Annotated in this window: 15 protein-coding genes; 4 read left to right on the top strand and 11 right to left on the bottom strand. The window is 37.3% G+C overall.

The genetic code is table 11. The annotated features are described in order from the left end of the window. Nucleotide 1 precedes the first annotated feature (1 nt). Genes mrdA through GQR59_RS05295 form a run of 3 tightly spaced genes read left to right on the top strand, consistent with a single transcriptional unit; the run spans nt 2 to nt 3,847 of the window. On the top strand, nt 2-1,888 hold the full coding sequence (gene mrdA / locus GQR59_RS05305; RefSeq protein ID WP_160061007.1) for a penicillin-binding protein 2: 1,887 nt from the start codon (nt 2-4) through the stop codon (nt 1,886-1,888). A 2-nt stretch (nt 1,889-1,890) separates the two neighbouring features. After that, entirely contained in the window at nt 1,891-2,994 is a 1,104-nt protein-coding gene (gene rodA / locus GQR59_RS05300) for a rod shape-determining protein RodA (RefSeq protein ID WP_160061006.1), read from the top strand. A 4-nt stretch (nt 2,995-2,998) separates the two neighbouring features. Next, nucleotides 2,999-3,847, top strand: coding sequence for a septal ring lytic transglycosylase RlpA family protein (locus tag GQR59_RS05295; protein ID WP_160061005.1), 849 nt, complete (start codon nt 2,999-3,001; stop codon nt 3,845-3,847). 147 nt (nt 3,848-3,994) lie between these two features. Here the strand turns inward: GQR59_RS05295 and pmbA are convergent, their stop codons facing one another. Continuing rightward, the gene (gene pmbA, locus GQR59_RS05290; RefSeq protein ID WP_160061004.1) at nt 3,995-5,320 is read right to left on the bottom strand and encodes a metalloprotease PmbA; all 1,326 of its coding nucleotides are present in this window, start codon (nt 5,318-5,320) and stop codon (nt 3,995-3,997) included. A gap of 125 nt (nt 5,321-5,445) precedes the next feature. On the opposite strand from pmbA, the gene yjgA reads away from it, so the two are divergent. After that, nucleotides 5,446-5,955 carry a ribosome biogenesis factor YjgA gene (yjgA, locus tag GQR59_RS05285; RefSeq protein WP_160061003.1) on the top strand — a complete coding sequence of 170 codons (510 nt, stop codon included), beginning with the start codon at nt 5,446-5,448 and terminating at the stop codon, nt 5,953-5,955. 224 nt (nt 5,956-6,179) lie between these two features. Here the strand turns inward: yjgA and tldD are convergent, their stop codons facing one another. The 10 genes from tldD to GQR59_RS05235 form a co-directional block, all read right to left on the bottom strand. After that, on the bottom strand, nt 6,180-7,625 hold the full coding sequence (tldD, locus tag GQR59_RS05280) for a metalloprotease TldD (RefSeq protein ID WP_160061002.1): 1,446 nt from the start codon (nt 7,623-7,625) through the stop codon (nt 6,180-6,182). A 14-nt stretch (nt 7,626-7,639) separates the two neighbouring features. Further along, nucleotides 7,640-8,536, bottom strand: a complete 897-nt coding sequence (locus GQR59_RS05275) for a carbon-nitrogen hydrolase family protein (RefSeq protein ID WP_160061001.1) — start codon at nt 8,534-8,536, stop codon at nt 7,640-7,642. Beyond that, nucleotides 8,526-12,509: a YhdP family protein gene (locus tag GQR59_RS05270; protein ID WP_160061000.1), complete on the bottom strand. Its 3,984-nt coding sequence runs from the start codon at nt 12,507-12,509 to the stop codon at nt 8,526-8,528. The genes GQR59_RS05275 and GQR59_RS05270 overlap by 11 nt, the downstream gene beginning before the upstream one ends. Nucleotides 12,510-12,703: 194 nt before the next feature. After that, a complete protein-coding gene (rng, locus tag GQR59_RS05265) occupies nt 12,704-14,176 on the bottom strand; it encodes a ribonuclease G (protein ID WP_160060999.1) in 1,473 nt (490 codons plus the stop codon). A gap of 1 nt (nt 14,177) precedes the next feature. Next, nucleotides 14,178-14,747, bottom strand: a complete 570-nt coding sequence (locus GQR59_RS05260) for a Maf family protein (protein ID WP_160060998.1) — start codon at nt 14,745-14,747, stop codon at nt 14,178-14,180. Continuing rightward, on the bottom strand, nt 14,747-15,229 hold the full coding sequence (mreD, locus tag GQR59_RS05255; RefSeq protein WP_160060997.1) for a rod shape-determining protein MreD: 483 nt from the start codon (nt 15,227-15,229) through the stop codon (nt 14,747-14,749). Before mreD ends, GQR59_RS05260 begins: the two co-directional genes overlap by 1 nt. Then, nucleotides 15,213-16,094 (bottom strand): rod shape-determining protein MreC, encoded by an 882-nt coding sequence (gene mreC / locus GQR59_RS05250; protein WP_160060996.1) that lies wholly within the window; start codon nt 16,092-16,094, stop codon nt 15,213-15,215. Before mreC ends, mreD begins: the two co-directional genes overlap by 17 nt. Nucleotides 16,095-16,144: 50 nt before the next feature. Continuing rightward, nucleotides 16,145-17,182 (bottom strand): rod shape-determining protein, encoded by a 1,038-nt coding sequence (locus GQR59_RS05245; RefSeq protein ID WP_137297282.1) that lies wholly within the window; start codon nt 17,180-17,182, stop codon nt 16,145-16,147. 186 nt (nt 17,183-17,368) lie between these two features. Continuing rightward, complete coding sequence (locus GQR59_RS05240; RefSeq protein WP_236546661.1) at nt 17,369-18,757, bottom strand: TrkH family potassium uptake protein; 1,389 nt, start codon at nt 18,755-18,757, stop codon at nt 17,369-17,371. A gap of 16 nt (nt 18,758-18,773) precedes the next feature. Continuing rightward, entirely contained in the window at nt 18,774-19,445 is a 672-nt protein-coding gene (locus GQR59_RS05235; protein ID WP_236546660.1) for a potassium channel family protein, read from the bottom strand. Nucleotides 19,446-19,643 lie beyond the last annotated feature (198 nt).

Genomic DNA, 19,643 nt, shown 5'->3' with positions numbered 1-19,643 from the left:
GGTGAAGAGAAAACGTAATAGCATTCGTAATCACAGCGCAGAGTCTGCTTTATTTATGCGCAGAACGATTGTTGTTTTTTTAGGGATCTTATTTGCAGTAGGTATTTTAATCACTAATTTGTATTACCTACAAATTAACTCTTTCAATACCTATAAAACAAGATCCAATGCAAATCGGATCAGTGTGCAAACCGTCCCTCCGAATCGCGGTTTAATCTACGATCGTAATGGTGTGATCCTCGCTGAAAACAGACCCGTATACAGTTTGCAAGTTATCCCCAATAAAACAAAGCACTTACAAGATGATATTGAACGTTTAGCTTCTCTACTTTCACTGACTGAAGATGAGTTAAGCGATTTCAAAAGTAAAAGTCGCTATTCTCGTTCTTTTAAAGCCATCACGATCCGTGATCAACTAACACCTGAAGAAGTCGCAAAATTCACCGTTAATCAGCACTTATTCAGAGGTTTCTCAATTCAAGCTAACCTAAAACGTTATTACCCATTCGGTAATGCATTTACACATGTTTTAGGTTATATCGCGAAAATTAATAGCCGCGATCTAGAAAAAATCGAAGAACGCGGTGAACGTGTACGCTATCAAGGCACCCACTATATTGGTAAATTAGGTATTGAAAGATATTACGAAGATATTTTACATGGTCAACCAGGTCAACGCCAAGTAGAGGTTGATAGTTGGGGTAAGGTAATCAGAACACTAAGCTTTACTTCTCCAGTGCCTGGTAAAGATATCAAACTTAATATTGATATTAACTTACAGTTGAAAGCACAAGAATTATTAGGCGATAACCGTGGTAGCATTATTTTAATGGATGCCAGAAATGGCGCTGTATTAAGTCTTGTGTCAGCACCAAGTTACGATCCTAATTTATTTGTAACTGGGATCAGCCAGAAAAAATACCAAGAACTATTAGAGTCAAAAGATCGACCGCTGATTAACCGTGCTACACAAGGACGCTATCCTCCCGCTTCAACCATTAAACCACAAATGGCTTTATTAGCATTAGATGAAAAAGTCATTACAGAAGAAACAAAAATATTCGATCCAGGTTGGTGGATCGTCCCTAATTCTAAACGACGTTTCCGTGACTGGAAACGTTGGGGACATGGGTTAGTAGATGTATTCCATGCAATAGAGCAAAGCTGTGATACTTTTTTCTATGACACTTCATATAAATTAGGTATTGATCGTATCGAGCCGTTCATGCGCTTGTTTGGCTTTGGTGAATACAGTGGTTTAGATATCGCAGAAGAAACAAAAGCAATTATGCCATCACGAGATTGGAAGCGTACGCGATTCAATCAACCTTGGTACGATGGTGATACGATTTCAATTGGTATCGGGCAAGGTTATTGGACAGTGACTCCTATCCAATTAACTAAAGCAACGGCTATGTTATCGAAACGTGGTCAAAATATTAAACCACATATATTAAATTCTATTATCTCTGCGGAAGAGACAATTACACCTGAGTATGAAGTAAAACAAGCGGTTAAATTACATAGTCAACGCTATTGGGATGTCGCATTAGAAGCAATGCAAGGCGTAACCAGTAAAAGAAGAGGGACAGCTTACCGTACTTTTGGTGATGCCCCGTATACCGTCGCAGGTAAATCAGGAACAGCACAGGTTATTAATATTAAAGAAGATGAAGTATACGATGCAGATAAAATAAGCGAGCGTCATCGTGATAATGCTATGTTTGTCGCATTTGCACCTTTCGAGTCTCCTGAGATTGTAGTGACTGTTGTATTAGAGAATGCAGGTGGTGGTAGTAGTAATGCTGCGCCAATTGCTCGTGAATTATTTGATGAGTACTTTAAAGAGAAAACCTCAGCAGCTTCAACACCGGAACCGGGTTTATAATTATGGTCAGTACACAAGCTCAAAAAAGCATTTTCTATCGGTTACATATTGACCCTTACTTATTATTGGGCTTGCTTGCATTAATGAGCATTAGCTTGACCGTTTTGTATTCCGTAGGTGGATATGAAATGCTATATCGTCAGGTAACACGTTTAGCAATCGCATTGACGGCAATGATTTTTATCGCTCAAATACCACCAGAATGGTATCAACGTTGGACCCCTGCTATCTTTTTAATTTGTGTATTATTATTGATTGCCGTATTAGTGATGGGGCACACTGGTAAAGGCGCACAACGTTGGTTAGATTTAGGATTTACAAAATTTCAACCCTCTGAAATCATGAAGTTAATTATGCCATTAATGGTGGCTTATTATGTAAGTCAGTTCACCTTACCAACACGTTTTAAACAAGCTTTTATCGCCTTATTATTAGTAGTCATTCCAACTTTATTAATCGCTAAACAACCTGATTTAGGCACCTCTATTTTAGTGGCCTCTTCAGGTATATTTGTACTCTTTTTATCGGGTATTTCTTGGTTATATATAGGTCTTGCTCTAGCAGCTGTGTTAGCTTTTGCCCCTATTTTATGGTATTTCCTGATGCTTGATTATCAGCGAGGTCGAGTTCTAACACTGCTTAATCCTGAAGCTGATCCTTTAGGTGCGGGTTATCATATTATTCAATCTAAAATAGCAATTGGTTCCGGCGGTTTATGGGGCAAAGGTTGGATGCAAGGAACACAATCTCAACTTGAGTTTTTACCTGAGCGTCATACTGACTTTATATTCTCGGTATTCTCCGAAGAATTTGGGTTTGTGGGTGTTTTACTCTTATTAAGCATTTATCTTCTGATTATTGGTCGAGGATTGTGGATTGCTAACCAAGCACAGGATGCTTTCACTAAATTAATTGCAGGGAGTATTATTCTTACTTTCTTTGTTTATGTTTTTGTAAACATTGGTATGGTAAGTGGTTTATTACCCGTGGTAGGTGTACCGCTACCTATTGTTAGTTTTGGTGGTACCTCTATTGTAACTTTACTTGCAGGGTTTGGTATTTTAATGTCTATCCATACTCATAAACGATTTAATATAAAACGGTAAAATTATGCTTAAAAATATACTCCAACTCTGCTTTATAAGCATTTTTTTAACGGCTTGTAGTAGTAACAATAATGATGCAGGCAACAAGACTAACAATAAGGCTGAAGAACCTGTTTATACTGATAATTATGGCCGCTATCAATACAGTCAAGATCATGCACCAACAGAGATTCCATCATTAGAACATATTGAAAATGTAACCCCTCGTTATGAACCTTATTCTCGTGGTGGCAATAAAGATTACACCGTACGCGGCGTTGATTACAAGGTATGGAGAGATATTACCGAGCTAACGGAAAAAGGTGGCGCTTCTTGGTACGGTAATAAATTTCATGGCCATTTAACTTCTAATGGTGAACGTTATAATATGTTTTCGATGAGCGCAGCCCACAAAAACTTACCCTTACCAAGTTATGTAGAAGTGACAAACTTAGCCAATAAAAAGAAAATTATTGTAAGAGTAAATGACCGTGGACCATTTCATGAAGGTCGCATTATTGACCTTTCTTATGCAGCAGCGAGCAAACTCGATATTATTAAAGCAGGTACAGGCCAAGTTGAAATTAAACTATTACATTTCCCTGAAGATGAAAGTGTTACGATATTAAATGAGCAAGAAAATCTTAACGGCACTTTTAGTATTCAATACTTAGTGACATCGAGCGCAGAAAAAGCAGGTTTACTATCAGAAAAATTAACCAAACAATACAAAGTAAATAGCTTTATTGAACAAAAAAACAACCTATATTATTTACGTGTTGGGCCTTTCTCGAGTGAATCTAAAACAGAAGCATTACTAAAATCGGTACAGTTAGATTACCCTAAAGCTTATATTATTCATAAAGCTCAATAGCGTTTATCTATTCAGCTTATTTACTAAGCTTTATTAATAAAAATGTAATTAAAAAAGCCGCTACTTTAGCTAAATTAAAGTAGCGGCTTTTTTATTAAGTTCTTTTTATGAAATGGTTTTTATTAAGCAATACTTCAATAGACAATATTATGCGCCAGCTATTTTCATTTTTTTAATTAAAATAGAGCCTGTTTTCAAACTACTTCTTGGGTCAGTATCACAACCAATCGCACTGATATCCATGAACATCTCTTTTAAGTTACCAGCAATCGTTATTTCGTGAACAGGATAAGCAATTACACCATTCTCAATCCAGAAGCCTGCAGCACCTCGAGAATAATCACCGGTCACCATATTAACGCCCTGTCCCATTAATTCAGTCACAAATAATCCAGTTCCCATCTCTTTTAATAAACCAGCTAAATCTAAACCACCGTCTTTCACAAACCAATTGTGAATACCACCAGCATGACCTGTACTTTCTAAACCCATTTTACGTGCCGCATAACCGGTCAGAAGATAAGTCTGTAAAAAACCATTATCAATAATATTACGTTTAATAGTACGTCCACCCTCACTATCAAAAGGAGAACTTGCAATGCCTTTGATGATATGAGGATCTTCTGAAATTGACATCCAATCAGGAAAGATTTGTGTATCGATAGAATCGAGTAAGAAAGAAGACTTTTTATATAAGCTTGCACCACTAATAGCACTGACTAAATGTCCAAACAAGCCACTCGCCATTTCTGGAGAGAAAAGAACAGGGCTTTCTTGAGTTGCTATTTTACGTGCACCTAAACGCTCTACAGTACGTTTCACCGCTTGTTCTGCTACCCATTGAGGCGATAGCAATTCATTCATATCACGCGCGCTGGTATAACTGTAATCACGTTGCATTTCATCATTTTCTTGTGCAATCAATACACAACTTAAACTATGACGACTGCTACCGTAACTTTCTAGAAAACCATTACTATTGCCATACACTTGTAAGCTAGTATGGCTATTCACACCCGCACCATCAGAATTCACGATACGTTTATCCAAACCTAATGCAATATCCTCACATTGTTTGGCTAATGCTAATAAATCCTCAGTACTTTTGTTACTTGCATGGTACAAATCTAAATCAATTGGATTTTCTTCTAAGTAACGTTTATCTAATAATCCCGCATAAGGGTCTTGGCTTGTATATTTAGCAATATCGACAGCTGCTTTCACACTAGCGGCAATCGCTTCTTCACTTAAGTCAGCTGTAGATGCACTGCCTTTACGATGATCAACATAAACGCTGATGCCCATTGCACCATCATGATTAAACTCTATATTCTCTACTTCACCTAAACGGGTATTCACAGAAATGCCTGCACTTTTACCTAATGCGACTTCAGCTTGGCTAACCCCTAAATCATTGGCAATATTAAGCGCCGTATTAACGGCATTTTCTAGCATCTGTTTCTGTTCAATCATGTTATAGCACCACAATGTAAAATAAATTTAAGATAAGAAATAATAACATGGATTAAGGTAAGCATCTTGTGATGATGGTATGATGCGCTTAATTATTTAATCCCTAACGTGATAGACCATAATCTATGAATAAAAAAGTTGAAGAAATCTCTGAAGAAGAAGAGATTAGTAAGTCGCAAATCAAACGTGAAGCTGAAGCTTTAAAAGAGATTGGCCGCCAGTTAGTGGCCTTAAATGCAAAGCAATTAGCCCAAATCCCAGCAAGTGATACATTAATGGAAGGTATCAAGGTTGCACATAAAATTTCGACTAAGCATGAAGCGTTACGTAGGCAGTATCAATATATCGGTAAAGTATTACGTACAGAAGATATGGAAAAGATTACTGCTAAACTTGATATTTTGAATGATAACAATCGTAAACGTACTCATGCGATCGCCCATTTAGAATTATTAACAGAGCAGTTAATCGAATTAGGCGATCCTAAAGTGAACGATACATTAGAAATGTATCCACAACTAGAACGCCAAAAGCTGCGTCAATTAATACGCCAAGCGAACAAAGAAAAGAAATTAGAGAAACCAGCTAAAACAGCAAAAGAATTATTTGTTTACTTAAAAACGAATTGTTTATAGGTCGCTAATATTTATAGCTCGCTAATATTTATAGCTCGCTAATATTTATAAATCTCTAATAAATAATCTACGTAACAAAAAAGCCAGATTAGCTAAACTAATCTGGCTTTTTTGTATTGATATTAATACCACTTCCTACTTATAAAAAACGGTATAAATAGAAAGCGCTATAAATTCAAGCTAGCGTAATGGAAAGCAAAAAACATAGAACAATAAAAGTAAGTTTAGTTAGTGCCACCAACTGTTAACTGATCAATTTTCAACGAAGGTTGCCCAACACCAACAGGTAGACTTTGCCCTTCTTTACCACAAACACCAACACCCGCATCTAAGCACATGTTATTCGCGACCATAGAGATTTGTTGCATTGCATCAAACCCATTACCAATTAAAGTTGCACCTTTAATAGGTGCGGTAATTTTACCATCTTCAATTAAATAAGCTTCTGATGCTGAGAATACGAATTTACCTGACGTAATATCCACTTGTCCACCACCAAAGTTAGGCGCGTAAATACCCTTTTTAACACTTTCAATTAACTCTTCATGCTCATACTCACCATTCAACATAAAAGTATTCGTCATACGTGGCATTGGTAAATCAGCATAAGACTCACGACGACCATTTCCCGTTGGATCAACGCCCATTAATCGTGCATTAAGCTTGTCTTGCATGTAACCTTTTAAGATACCGTTTTCAATTAAAACGTTACGTTGTCCTTTAGTCCCTTCATCATCGATATTGACTGAGCCACGACGATCAGCAATGCTGCCATCATCAATAATCGTACAATGCTTAGAAGCCACTTGTTGACCTATCTTGCCAGAAAATGCTGAAGACCCTTTACGGTTAAAATCCCCTTCTAAACCATGCCCTACTGCTTCATGCAATAACACTCCCGGCCAACCTGCACCGACAATAACCGGCATAGCACCAGCAGGTGCAGCAATAGCATCAATATTAACTAATGCTTGGCGTACTGCTTGACGAGCATAAGAGAATGCTTTTAATTCACCTTCCTGCGTATCAGTAAAGTAATCTAAATCAAAACGGCCACCGCCACCTGAACTACCACGTTCACGCTTACCATTTTTTTCAACTAAGACTGAACAACCGAAACGGATTAAAGGGCGAATATCTGATGCTAATGTACCGTCAGTTGCCGCCACTAGAATTTCTTCATAAACCGCATTTAATGACACAGTCACTTCACTTACCGATGGCTCTAAAGCACGAACAAAAGTATCAACTTGCTTTAATAATTCAATTTTTTTATCACGGCTCATACTTTCTAAAGGATCAGAGGTACCGTAATAAATAGGTTGTGCCTTAGGCATGATTAATTTAATGGTTTTCTCTTGGCCAGAGTTAGCAATACTTTTAGCAGCATTAGCCGCTTCTGATATCGCTTTTTTAGAAATATGGTCCGAATACGCGAACCCCGTTTTTTCACCAGAAACAGCACGGATACCGATGCCTTTTTCTATGTTATAACTACCTTCTTTAACGATACCATCTTCTAATAACCAAGACTCATGACGACTCGCTTGAAAATAAAAATCTGCATAGTCAATTTGTGCCCCAGAAATTTGGCTAAGCTGTGACTCTAAATCACTGATTTGCATATCTGCAGGGGCTAAAAAATTGTCTACAACTTGTTGAAAAGACATTAAGGATCCTTATTTTATTTAAATTTTTGAGTGCTATTAAATTGGTTATGTTGCTGTACAGGCATGTTTTTTTTAATGCTGTTTAAAGCACCTTTGTCGAAGTTAGCTTGTGCAAAGCCATTACCCGTTGTTAATTCACTAAGTACCTCTCCCCAGGCATTAATAATCATGGAATGTCCGTAGGTTTCACGTATTTTGAAAGCGTCGTGGTTAACAAAGTGTTTACCACCTTGATTCGCCGCAATAACATAACATTGATTTTCAATTGCACGAGCTTGTAATAGTGCTTTCCAATGTGCTTCTCCTGTTACTTTGGTAAAAGCTGCCGGTAACAATATAATATCAGCCTCAAGTTCAGCGAGTTTTTGAAACAAACCAGGAAAGCGTAGATCATAACAGATCGCTAAACCGATTTTTGCAAAACCGCAATCAACCACTTTTATTTGCTGTCCTGCGATAAAGGTATCAGACTCTTTGTATGCACCTTGTGTATCGGCAACATCAGCATCAAATAAATGAATTTTATGATACGACTCAAGCAGCTTACCACTCTCTGAATAAACTAAGCTAGTCGTGTATATTTTATCTGCTTGCTCACTTTGAATAGGGAAACTACCACAGATTAAAATACAATTATGTTGTTTAGCGAGTTCGCTTAAACGTGTTTGATTCGGTCCGTCACCCAAACGTTCAGCAACGCTTAAGTAATGCTCTCTATTCGCAAAGCAAAGGGCATTTTCAGGTAATAACACAATGTGCTTTGTTACATCTGTACTTGCCGGCAAAGCATTAAGTTGTGTTTCTATTTGTAAGAAATTATCGTCAACATTGTCATTACTAATAATTTGAATGGCGGTTAATTTACATGTGTCGATGCTATTTATATCAGTGCTCTTTATATTAGAACTCATCTTCTAGCTCCTCATTATCCGTTGCTTCTTCATTTAATACACTATCTTGCAATGGCTTTACTTTTATTTGTTGATCTTCAATCTCTTCTAACACTTCACTGTTTTGCAGTTTTACTTTGCCTTTTAATCTATCTTCAATTTTAATTTCAGGATCGTTCAACGCACCTTTTACCGAGAAGTCTACTCGTATAATGGTGTCCACTACAGGCTCTAGTATTTTAGTTAACATTAATACCGCAGCGCCGGTTAATGGATTAATCGCAAAAGCCGCTAACACGGGCAAACTAGAGGTTACCGCAGGGCTATAACTAAAACGGTAATTCACATTAAGATTTGGTAAATCAACCAGTCCATCACCGGAAATTTTACCGGCAGAGCCATACAGATAATAATCATCATTTTTTAGAATGCCGTTGGTAATATTTGCAGAAAGCGACATTTCATCAAAACCTAGCCCCTTAGAGAAAACATCATCAAACTCTAAGTTCAAACTACGTCGAATACCATCAAGACTCAAAAAGCCTAATAAACGTGCACCTTTGTCATCTACTTCGGTGATTTGACCATTTTCAACGTCTAAAGAGAGATCGCCATTTAAAGAATCAAAATTAAACTGCCATGGTGCACCAATCCAATTAAATGCACCATTTAACTGAGCGTCTTGAAAATTCATTGGACTATCATAACCTAGACGATGAACAATGCTGGTTTCACTACTCGCACGACTATCTACAATAATATTAGTACGGCGCTGATCCCAAACTCCTGAAATATTCGTTGCTTGTCCCTCTTCACCTAATTGCAAATAATCAATACTAAAGCGAGATTGGCTAGGAAATACATGCGCTTTTAAAGGTGATAGATCCATTTTTTTATAAGTACAGGATAAACATTCTAAAAATACTTCAGGATAGTCTTCACGTAAATTATCACTGTATTCAGTTAACGTATCATTTTCTTCGTTAAAGAAGACTGCTTGTAATGCATCCATGTCTAATAACTGAAAATTCATTTGTTTAATACTGATGTCATAACGGTCAGGAATACCTTGTCGATATTCAATATTCGCCAATAAGTCATCACCTTTAATATTAACAGTCAGTTTTTCATCTGTTTGTATTATCTCAGAACTCAAGTTAACCAAAGGTTGCTCGAACAACTCGGCATGTTTGATATTAAGATAAAATGCGTCAAGGTCTATCAAAGTATTAGTATCAACTGCCGCTAAACTTTCAGTGGTTTGTGTTGCGGTGTTAATTGCTACTGCAGCTTGCTCGACAAAGTGTTCATTTAAAATTTCCACCCAAGGCGTTAAGTTAACTTTATCTTGATTAACACGAACCACTTGTTTTGTTTTATCAATATTAGTACCAGTGTCTTTACCTAACCCTAAATAAAGATACTTAATAAACGTTTGTTGTTTTGAATATGCTAATTCGCCAGCTGATTTTAACTTATCAGTAATCAACGCATCCCAACGCATACTATTCTGGTTACCATTAATATTGATTGTTGTTGGCCAAACTTGTAATGCATTTTTATTATATGGAGCAGGGAGCCCAATCTTCATTCCCTGTAATTGAGAGGTTAAATGCACACCAAATTTATAATCTTGATTTAAACTTTGTGTGAAGCTCATTTGCCCTTGCCAATCCAAATTGCCGCTTAGTTGTAAAGGTAATAATGATTGTTGATGATCACTCAATTTAGCCACATCCCACTCACCAGAAAGACTAGCTTTGAGTTCATATTTATCGGGAAACTCTTTACTAAAGAAAGAAAAATTAACAGGTTGCCCAAATAATGTAGCCGTTAAATCATCAGCTTCTAAATCACCATTAATAAAACTAAAGGTACCTTTCACATTCTTTAATGGCAGTATATAGTCACTACCAAGTTCAAGATCAACATTGTTCTTATTAAGGTTAAATTTTCCCGACACTTGAGTATCATCATTATCCTCAGCTAATGGGATAGTCAGCGTTAGATTGCCTTGTAGACGGTCATTAATATGAATTGATTGTACAGCCTTACCCACACTGTCTTTTAATGGCGATGCGATAAGATATTTAACAATCGACTTAGACTTCTCTTCAAGATCGACATTAACCGTTAAAATACCTTCTGAACTCAAATGATCAACATCAGCAATCAACTTATCTACTTTAATATCACCTAACCTAGCTTTATTACTTTTCATGATTAAGGAATCATTTTCAAATAACAAATTAAGATCTAAATCGCTTAACCCTTGCCAACCTTGGTAAAAATTATATTCAGCATCTTTTACTGGTACGTAGGCTTGGAATACACCTTGATTTTCTGTAAATGGATAATCAGAGAGACGTCCACTCCATAGAACCTTAGCACCGGTTACCGTGCCTTTTTTAAGTGTTGGTTGTAAATAGTCAAAAACATCCTCGCCCATCGCATGAACAGGAAAGTAATGTTGTGCTTTACTGGCATCATTGAGAGAAGCATAAGCATAAAGATTTAGGATAGGGCTAGTATCAGTGGCGCTTTCACTAGGAAAAAACAATGAAAACTGAGAGAGACTATTAAGTTCATCAGTAACCAGTAAACTTTTTTTACTAATGAGTTCGAACCCCTCTTCATTATTCGTCCAATTTAATTCGAAATCACCCTGTTGTAAGGGCATAGGGCGATTAAATTGCCCGTCAAAATGAATTTCCTGTTGCCCTAATTTTATGGTCGCATGCCCTGACTGTTGATTCGATGTTACCGATATATTGGCATCACTAACACCAGGAATAACGCCAACAGCTTGGTTATTAAAAGCATCAATATTAGCATTAACGGTCAGTTCGCCTGGTTTTTCGACCTTCAAACCTATTTTATTTAATTTCCCACCAATTTCTAACGCTGAGATATAGTTAATATCCGCTTCAGAAAGAGACGAAAATAAAAGTCCAAATGGCATAATAGAACTGACATCAATACCGTTTAAATCAAAACCACCAAATTGGCCTAATGTTCCCTCAGCAGATACTTCCACATCGCTAAAAGGAATATAATTATGAGTGATATTTAAGTCATAACTATCAAACAAACAATAATTATTTTGATAGGTAAACTGTAACGAACCATGGTTTATTTGCCAATCGTGCGATTGATCCAACATTGACCAAGCTATCTCAGAATTCCCCCATTCTAATTGCATATTTTTAGGGCCATTAAAATCAAACTCACCCCATAACTTGAATGACATAGTCGCAGTTTTTAATTCTGCTAATGGATTAATTTGAGGCCTAATATACTCAGCGACATTTAAATTTTCAGCATGGGCATAAAGACTACCAATTAATTGTTCGTTTGATCCTTCAGCATCGCCTTTTATATCAATGATAAATTCTAAACTATTATCGTCCAATGTATTAGGGAGTGAGGCTTTGCCGACGCCTTGATGATGTTCACCATCGTTAATCCAACTTAAATCTTGTATTAAAACTGTTTTTTTATTGTAAAGGTGATCGGTAAAGTTAATGCGGCTTTCAGTAATGGAAAAGGAACTTAAACGAAGAAGAAATATATTTTTGAGTGCATCTAGCGTACTTTGGGATTGTGGTTCGTCTGTCTCAGATAATTCTAACTGTTCAATTTCCTCTGTATCAATAGGAGATTTTAAAAGTAAATCAGCCCCTTTTATCGATATATCATTAAACGTAATGTGTTGTTGACGAAGACTCTCTAAAAAATCAAAATGTAAAAAAAGATTATCTACTTTCAATTCAAAAGGTAAGGCTTCAGTTTCAGTGAAGGTTACATTTTTTAGCGTCAGCACTAAGCCAGAGAAATCAACTCCAGCAGTGACTTTATCTGCATTTACATTAATATCGTGTTCAGCGGCAACCCACTCTACGAGTTGTTCTTTATAATCATCAACACTATTTATTGCAAAACGGGCAGCCGTCAATAATACTGCAATAAGAATCAATGTAATGACTGCTAACATTAATAAACACTTTAAACACCCAAAAGTAAAATATTTCAAAAATGAAAACCCATTTACCACCCTTTCATAATATCACAATGCTATTTGCATTAATTTTCAATCACCTAAAAACTATTAATACGCTTTTATGTAAATACAATCAACTTACTAACTTCATATTTTTTAGACCATTGTGACGAAAAGTCACATTATCCCTACATCATAACCACATCAAACTGTTCAGGCCCGTATAAAGGCTCAGGATGAATTTCCACACGCTTTTGCATAAAGACAATCAATTCACCTAAGTTATAAGACTCATCCCCTTTGAGGGCTTCAGCAACTGATACAGAGGCATAAACAGCAAAACGTTCTGCAGAGTAAGCACGATCTACACGTAATATTTCACGTAAAATTTCATAACAAACTGTTTCAACAGTTTTAACATAACCGCGACCATTACAAGTCGCACATTCACCACAAAATATATGCTCAAGACTTTCATGAGTACGTTTACGGGTCATTTCGATTAACCCAAGCGGCGAAAAGTCATTAATATGTGTTTTAACACGATCTTTAGCTAATGCTTGTTCCAAACTATTAAATACGCGGCGTCGATGATCTACTGATTTCATATCAATGAAATCAAGGATAATAATGCCACCTAAGTTACGTAAACGTAATTGACGAGCAATCGCTAATGTTGCTTCAACGTTAGTATTAAAAATAGTTTCTTCAAGATTACGATGTCCAACAAAAGCCCCCGTATTAATATCAACCGTAGTCATCGCTTCCGTTTGGTCGATAATTAAATAACCGCCCGACTTCAGTGCTACTTTACGATTTAAAGCACGTTGTACTTCATTTTCAACATCAAACAAATCAAAGATAGGACTTTCGCCGTCGTAATATTCAACTTTGCCTTCTAATTCAGGGATAAACTCAGTACTGAAATTGGACAGTTCTTTAAAACTAAGCTTTGAATCAATACGAACGCGATCAATCTCTGTACCGACAAAGTCACGTAGAATACGAAATGCTAAACTAAGATCTTGGTATAGCATTTTGTTTTTTGATTGAGTACGCTGTTTGCGAGTGATCACTTTACGCCAAACGCGCTGTAAAAAAGCCGCATCATTTCTTAATTCAACTTCTGGCGCACCTTCAGCCGCAGTTCGAATAATAAAGCCACCCAATTCATCAACACAAGATTCAGTGATGCCTTTCAAACGTTCTCTTTCTTCAGCGCTTTCAATACGTTGTGACACACCCACATGTTTTGTATCGGGCATAAAAACAAGGTAACGAGAAGGTAGCGTAATATCGGTCGTTAAACGTGCGCCTTTAGTGCCTAAGGGATCTTTAACCACTTGCACTATAATATTCTGACCAGGTCTAACTAAGGTTGAAATATCAGCGACTTTAAATTTATCTTTATCAGGTCCAGTAAAACACTCTGCGTGCAAGTCGATATCAGAAGCATGTAAGAATGCCGCTTTTTCTAAACCGATATCAATAAAGGCCGCTTGCATACCCGGTAAAACACGCGTCACTTTACCTTTATAAATATTGCCAGCAATCCCTTTACTCACTTGACGCTCAATATGTAACTCTTGTAAAACACCACCCTCGATTAAAGCCACACGAGTTTCAGTGGGGGTGATATTCATTAATAATTCAACGGACATGTTAAGCCTCTCTAAAGCATTTAATAAGTTGCGCTGTTTCATAGAGAGGAAGCCCTACTACTGCACTATAACTACCTGAAATATGGGTGACAAATTGACCTGCAATCCCTTGGATACCATAACCACCCGCTTTATCCTGTGGTTCACCCGTTTCCCAATAGTCCGAAATTTCTTGTTCAGTTAAGGTTTTGAACGTGACCTCTGTAACCACTAACTTGACGACTTGTTTCTGTTTAGTCACCAATGCAATAGCCGTCAATACTTGATGTGTATTACCCGATAACAATGTCATCATTTGTTGTGCGTGTTGTTTATTTAATGGTTTTTCCATCACTACGTCACCACATACAACAATCGTATCAGCGCCTAACACTAAACCTTGCTGGTTATTTTTAACTAATCCAGCCAATGCTTTTTCTAAGGCTAAACGCTGTACATACTCTGCACTGCTTTCTGTGCTTATTTTTGTTTCGTCAATAGGCGCACTAATACGTTCAAATTGAACATTAATTTGCGACAACAACTCACCTCTGCGTGGTGAATTTGAAGCCAAAAATAATTGAATAGACATTAACTAACCCTATAATGAACACGTATAAAACGCATAAACAGAAAGAACCAAGGCCAAATAAGCATAGAAGTAAAAATAGACCAAAAATAAGGACGATGTAAGGTAATTTCTTGCATGCTTGATGCTATCCAATATAAGCCGACTTTCGCTAAAAAAATAAATAACCCCAATAATAACGTCGTTTGTACTAACGTAAAATTACGAAAACGTTGGAAATTAATACTCGTAAAATACGCTAACAATGCAAATAATAATCCGTGCATTCCTAGAATAGAGCCTAATAATAAATCTAATAACAGCCCCAATATAAACGCATGTCCGATATTAACTCGATGCGGTAACGCCATCACCCAATAAGAAAGTACTAATAGCATCCAATCGGGCCTAAAAGCATTAAACATGATCGGTAATGGAAAAATGGCTGCCACAAGACAGAATAAAAAAGACAGATAAATTATTTTATAACTATTGAACAGGGACATCGAATAATTCCGGTGAATCTAACGTTAAATCAGCATCAGCTAACGGATCATCATTCCATAATAAGAGTAAATAACGGCTTCTATCTAGATCAGCAACAGGTGTAGCCGTCACCGTTGCATACAACTCACCTTCTTGATACTCAAAACGACTGATTTTAGCAACGGGGTAACCGGCAGGAAAACGACCGCCTAAACCAGAGGTCACTAATAAATCACCCTCTTTTATATCTGCATTACTTTGTACAAAAGGTACTTTTAATTGATCCCAAGCGCCACTGCCGTGAACAATTGCAATCACATCATTACGTTGAACACGTACCGGAATACCGTGGGTAGCATCAACAATTAACACAACACGGCTAGTCGTACTACCCACCTGTGAAACTTGTCCAACCACACCTTGCTCATTGATGACTGGTTGCCCTAAATAAACACCATTTAACGCGCCTTTATCAATCAATAATTGATGTGTAAAGGGATCTGAACGTAAACTCATTACTTCAGTGATCATACGTTTATATTTGAATTTTTTTTCCGAGTTTAATAATTCACGAAGTTGCTTATTTTCATTTTGCAATTGTCCTAATAAAAGACGATCTGCTTTTAAATGTAGATTATCTTTTTCAAGCTGCTGATTGCGATCCACTAGCGCTTGTCTGGTCATCAGGTTTTCAGAGAATGAACCAAACAACTTTTGTGGCGCATCAGCAATGTATTGAATAGGGGCAACAATAGAGTTTAAATAAACACGTGCAGGGGAAAAGAGATTATATTTATTGTCGGCTATCAGTAAACCAACGCAACAGGCTATCACAATGGATAGCCTTAATGTAAACGAGGGACCGCGGGTAAAAATTGGTTTCATGGATATTTTTATTGAATGTTAGCGCAGTGATTAAACCACGCTAATTAATATCAATCTCCGTTAAAGACATCACCACCATGTGTATCGATCATCTCTAACGCCATACCGCCGCCACGAGCAACACAAGTAAGAGGATCATCGGCAACAATAACAGGAATACCAGATTCTTCAGATAACAAACGGTCAAGCTCACATAATAATGCGCCACCGCCAGTTAGTACCATACCTTGCTCTGCAATATCAGCAGCAAGCTCAGGTGGTGTTTTTTCTAGCGCTAACATAACCGCTGAAACAATGCCGCTCAATGGTTCTTGCAATGCTTCTAAAATCTCATTGCTGTTTAATGTAAAGCTACGAGGAACACCCTCAGCAACATTAACACCACGCACTTCAATCTCTTTAATTTCATCGATTGGGTAAGCGATAGCAATGCTATGTTTAATACGTTCAGCAGTAATTTCACCGATAGTACAGCCGTAATTACGACGTACATAGTTGATGATAGCTTCATCAAACTTATCACCACCAATACGTACAGAAGCAGAATAAACAATACCGTTTAATGAAATAACAGCTACTTCAGTGGTACCACCACCGATATCAACAACCATTGAACCTTTTGCTTCAGAAACCGGCATACCAGCACCGATAGCAGCAGCCATAGGTTCATCAATCAAGAAAACATCACGTGCACCTGCACCCATTGCAGACTCACGAATAGCGCGTCGCTCAACTTGTGTAGAACCACAAGGAACACAAACTAAAACACGTGGGCTTGGGCGCATCCAACTATTGTTATGCACTTGTTTAATAAAATGCTGTAACATTTTTTCTGTAATATAAAAGTCAGCAATAACACCATCTTTCATTGGACGAATAGCTTCGATATTACCAGGTGTTTTCCCTAACATTTGCTTTGCAGCACTACCAACAGCGGCAACTCTTTTGCCATTTTTATCCTTTCGGATTGCAACCACAGAGGGCTCATCCAGTACAATACCTTGGTCTTTAACATAAATAAGGGTATTTGCAGTTCCTAAATCGATTGATAAATCGTTAGAAAACATACCGCGGAACATTTTAAACATGAATATTTCCAAAAGAAGCGAATAAAAGTAATCCGCGTACTCTACCAACCCACCAAAAATACAGCAAGAAAAGAAAGCGAAAAGCGTACTTTAAGTACCGATACAATTGATGAAATGATAATTTTAATAATTTATTGACATTAATTTGCAAGCTCTCATATGAACTTTATTTATAGAGATAATAATTTAACCCGCTAATAATTCATCTTCAGGGTATTTTAATAGCGTTGGTTTTGCGCTAGCAAGCATATACGCTAATGTAATTGGTCCAATACGACCAATGATCATCACAACAACCATAATTAACTTACCTGCTTCGGATAACTCAGCGGTTAACCCAGCCGTTACCCCTACCGTAGCAAAAGCTGAAATCACCTCAAAAACGACCACTTCAAAAGGTGCCTGTTCCGTTAACATCAATAAAAACATAGCGACAACTAACACTAAGAAACTGACTACAATAATCGCTAAACATTTGGTGACTTTAGTCCAAGCAACGGTACGTTTAAACAATACCACGTGACTTTGTTGACGAAGAAAAGCCCATGTTGCCGCCATCGCCACCACAAAGGTCGACACTTTAATACCGCCACCCGTAGACGTTGAACCAGCACCAATTAACATAAGCACCATCATCACTAATAAAGCAGGATGCGTGAGCTGACTTAAATCAACACTGTTAAACCCAGCAGTACGTGCACTAGCTGATTGAAAAAAGGCCGCTAACCATTGGCTTGATAAAGGTAACTCTGCAAAGGTCTGATTGTTATGGTGCTCTAAAACCCATAAAAAGACCGTCCCAACTAATAATAAAACAGGGGTTGCCGTTAACATCACTTTACTGTGTAAACTCAACGCCAAAAAGCCTTTGCGCCAATGTCGTTGTAGGTCAGAGATCACCGTAAACCCGAGCCCACCAAAAATGAATAAAGCAGCAATAGTAAAAATAACTAGCGGATCACCAACGTAATCAACCATGCTATTACTGAATAATGAAAATCCAGCATTATTAAATGCCGAAACAGAATGAAAAAGGGAATAAAAAGCACCTTGCCACCACCCCATCTCCGGCACCCAGCGAAAAGCTAATAGACAAGCACCAATCACTTGGGCAATTAATGAGAAAATAATAATATGAATAGTTAAACGACGTAAGTTTAATGAGCCACTTTGTCCTAGCTCTTCTTGTGTTGCACTTCGTTGTCGTAAGCTCAGGCGCAAGCCAAACATATACAATAAAATAGCTGACAAAGTCATCTGTCCTAACCCGCCTATTTCCATTAACAGCATTAATAATATTTTACCTGACAAAGTAAAATGTGTGCCGGTATCAACCACGCCTAAACCCGTCACACTGATAGCAGACGTAGCGGTAAACAAGGCATCCATAAAACTCAGCCCTGAAATAGAAAATAATGGCAGAGTTAACAAAATCGCTGAAGGAAATAAAATACCCAGAAAGCTAAACAAGATAATACGTGGCTCAGACCAACGTCTTTTACCCTTTCTACCTTTAAGGTCAATACTATTGCTCTTTTCAGCTAAGAAGCTCATCGGACTTTTTAATAAACTCATAGATATTTTAATAAACTCAAAGGTATTTTAATTTTTGTTTTAACAGCACTTCTTCTCCGGCCACAATCAATATATCGCCAATTTCTAAACTTACCCCATCATCAGGACGGTCATGAATAGTCGCACCGCGTTTGTAAGCAAGTATTTTAATACCATCAATATTACTGCAAGGATGTTCATCAAGGCGTTGCCCCAAATACTTTCCACCAATGACAACTTCGGTAATCGCTAAACCACTGCCTAACACTAAAAAATCAAATACATGTTTATAGAGCATGCTGCGCGCTACACGAATCCCCATGTCTCTTTCAGGACTGATAATTTTATCAGCACCAATTTTCTGTAATATTTTGGCGTGAAATTTATTCTTCGCTTTCACCCAAACATTTTTAACACCTAACTCTTTCAACACTAACGTCGCCAATATACTGGTATTGATATCATCACCAATCGCGACCATCACAATATCGTATTCATCCAGTTTTAATTCCGCGACAGTCTCTTCATCACTACAATCAGCAATAATGGCATGAGACGAGGTTTCAGCGGCTAATTTAACGCGTTCTTCATCAATATCTAAGGCTAAAACTTGTGCACCTTGATCCATCAATTCTTCACATAATGCTAACCCAAATCGACCTAAGCCAATCACAGCAAATTGCTTTTTCTCCATATTCATTGAGAACATAAATTCACACCGTTTAAATTAAAAGTTAAGAAGCTCACTATAGATAAAATACTGACTAGTCACTAGCGCATTTAAATGATTATACCAATGGAATTAAATAAGTGATCAGAGATTGCGGAGGAAAAATTAACACTAATAAGGCATGAGTTGTAGGAGATAGTTGTTCTCACTTCAAAACTCACAACGCAGTTAGGGGTA

It is taken from the genome of Psychromonas sp. L1A2, assembly GCF_009828855.1.
In the GTDB taxonomy this organism is placed as follows: domain Bacteria; phylum Pseudomonadota; class Gammaproteobacteria; order Enterobacterales; family Psychromonadaceae; genus Psychromonas.
Note: the sequence above shows the minus strand (reverse complement) of the source record. Positions and strands in the feature narration are given on the sequence as shown.

Bases quoted from the DNA above. Each gene is read 5' to 3' on its own strand.
- rodA (WP_160061006.1), top strand. From the start codon at position 1,891: ATGGTCAGTACACAAGCTCAAAAAAGCATTTTCTATCGGTTACATATT.
- GQR59_RS05295 (WP_160061005.1), top strand. From the start codon at position 2,999: ATGCTTAAAAATATACTCCAACTCTGCTTTATAAGCATTTTTTTAACG.
- pmbA (WP_160061004.1), bottom strand. From the start codon at position 5,320: ATGATTGAACAGAAACAGATGCTAGAAAATGCCGTTAATACGGCGCTT.
- yjgA (WP_160061003.1), top strand. From the start codon at position 5,446: ATGAATAAAAAAGTTGAAGAAATCTCTGAAGAAGAAGAGATTAGTAAG.
- tldD (WP_160061002.1), bottom strand. From the start codon at position 7,625: ATGTCTTTTCAACAAGTTGTAGACAATTTTTTAGCCCCTGCAGATATG.
- GQR59_RS05275 (WP_160061001.1), bottom strand. From the start codon at position 8,536: ATGAGTTCTAATATAAAGAGCACTGATATAAATAGCATCGACACATGT.
- GQR59_RS05270 (WP_160061000.1), bottom strand. From the start codon at position 12,509: ATGTTAGCAGTCATTACATTGATTCTTATTGCAGTATTATTGACGGCT.
- rng (WP_160060999.1), bottom strand. From the start codon at position 14,176: ATGTCCGTTGAATTATTAATGAATATCACCCCCACTGAAACTCGTGTG.
- GQR59_RS05260 (WP_160060998.1), bottom strand. From the start codon at position 14,747: ATGTCTATTCAATTATTTTTGGCTTCAAATTCACCACGCAGAGGTGAG.
- mreD (WP_160060997.1), bottom strand. From the start codon at position 15,229: ATGTCCCTGTTCAATAGTTATAAAATAATTTATCTGTCTTTTTTATTC.
- mreC (WP_160060996.1), bottom strand. From the start codon at position 16,094: ATGAAACCAATTTTTACCCGCGGTCCCTCGTTTACATTAAGGCTATCC.
- GQR59_RS05245 (WP_137297282.1), bottom strand. From the start codon at position 17,182: ATGTTTAAAATGTTCCGCGGTATGTTTTCTAACGATTTATCAATCGAT.
- GQR59_RS05240 (WP_236546661.1), bottom strand. From the start codon at position 18,757: ATGAGTTTATTAAAAAGTCCGATGAGCTTCTTAGCTGAAAAGAGCAAT.
- GQR59_RS05235 (WP_236546660.1), bottom strand. From the start codon at position 19,445: ATGTTCTCAATGAATATGGAGAAAAAGCAATTTGCTGTGATTGGCTTA.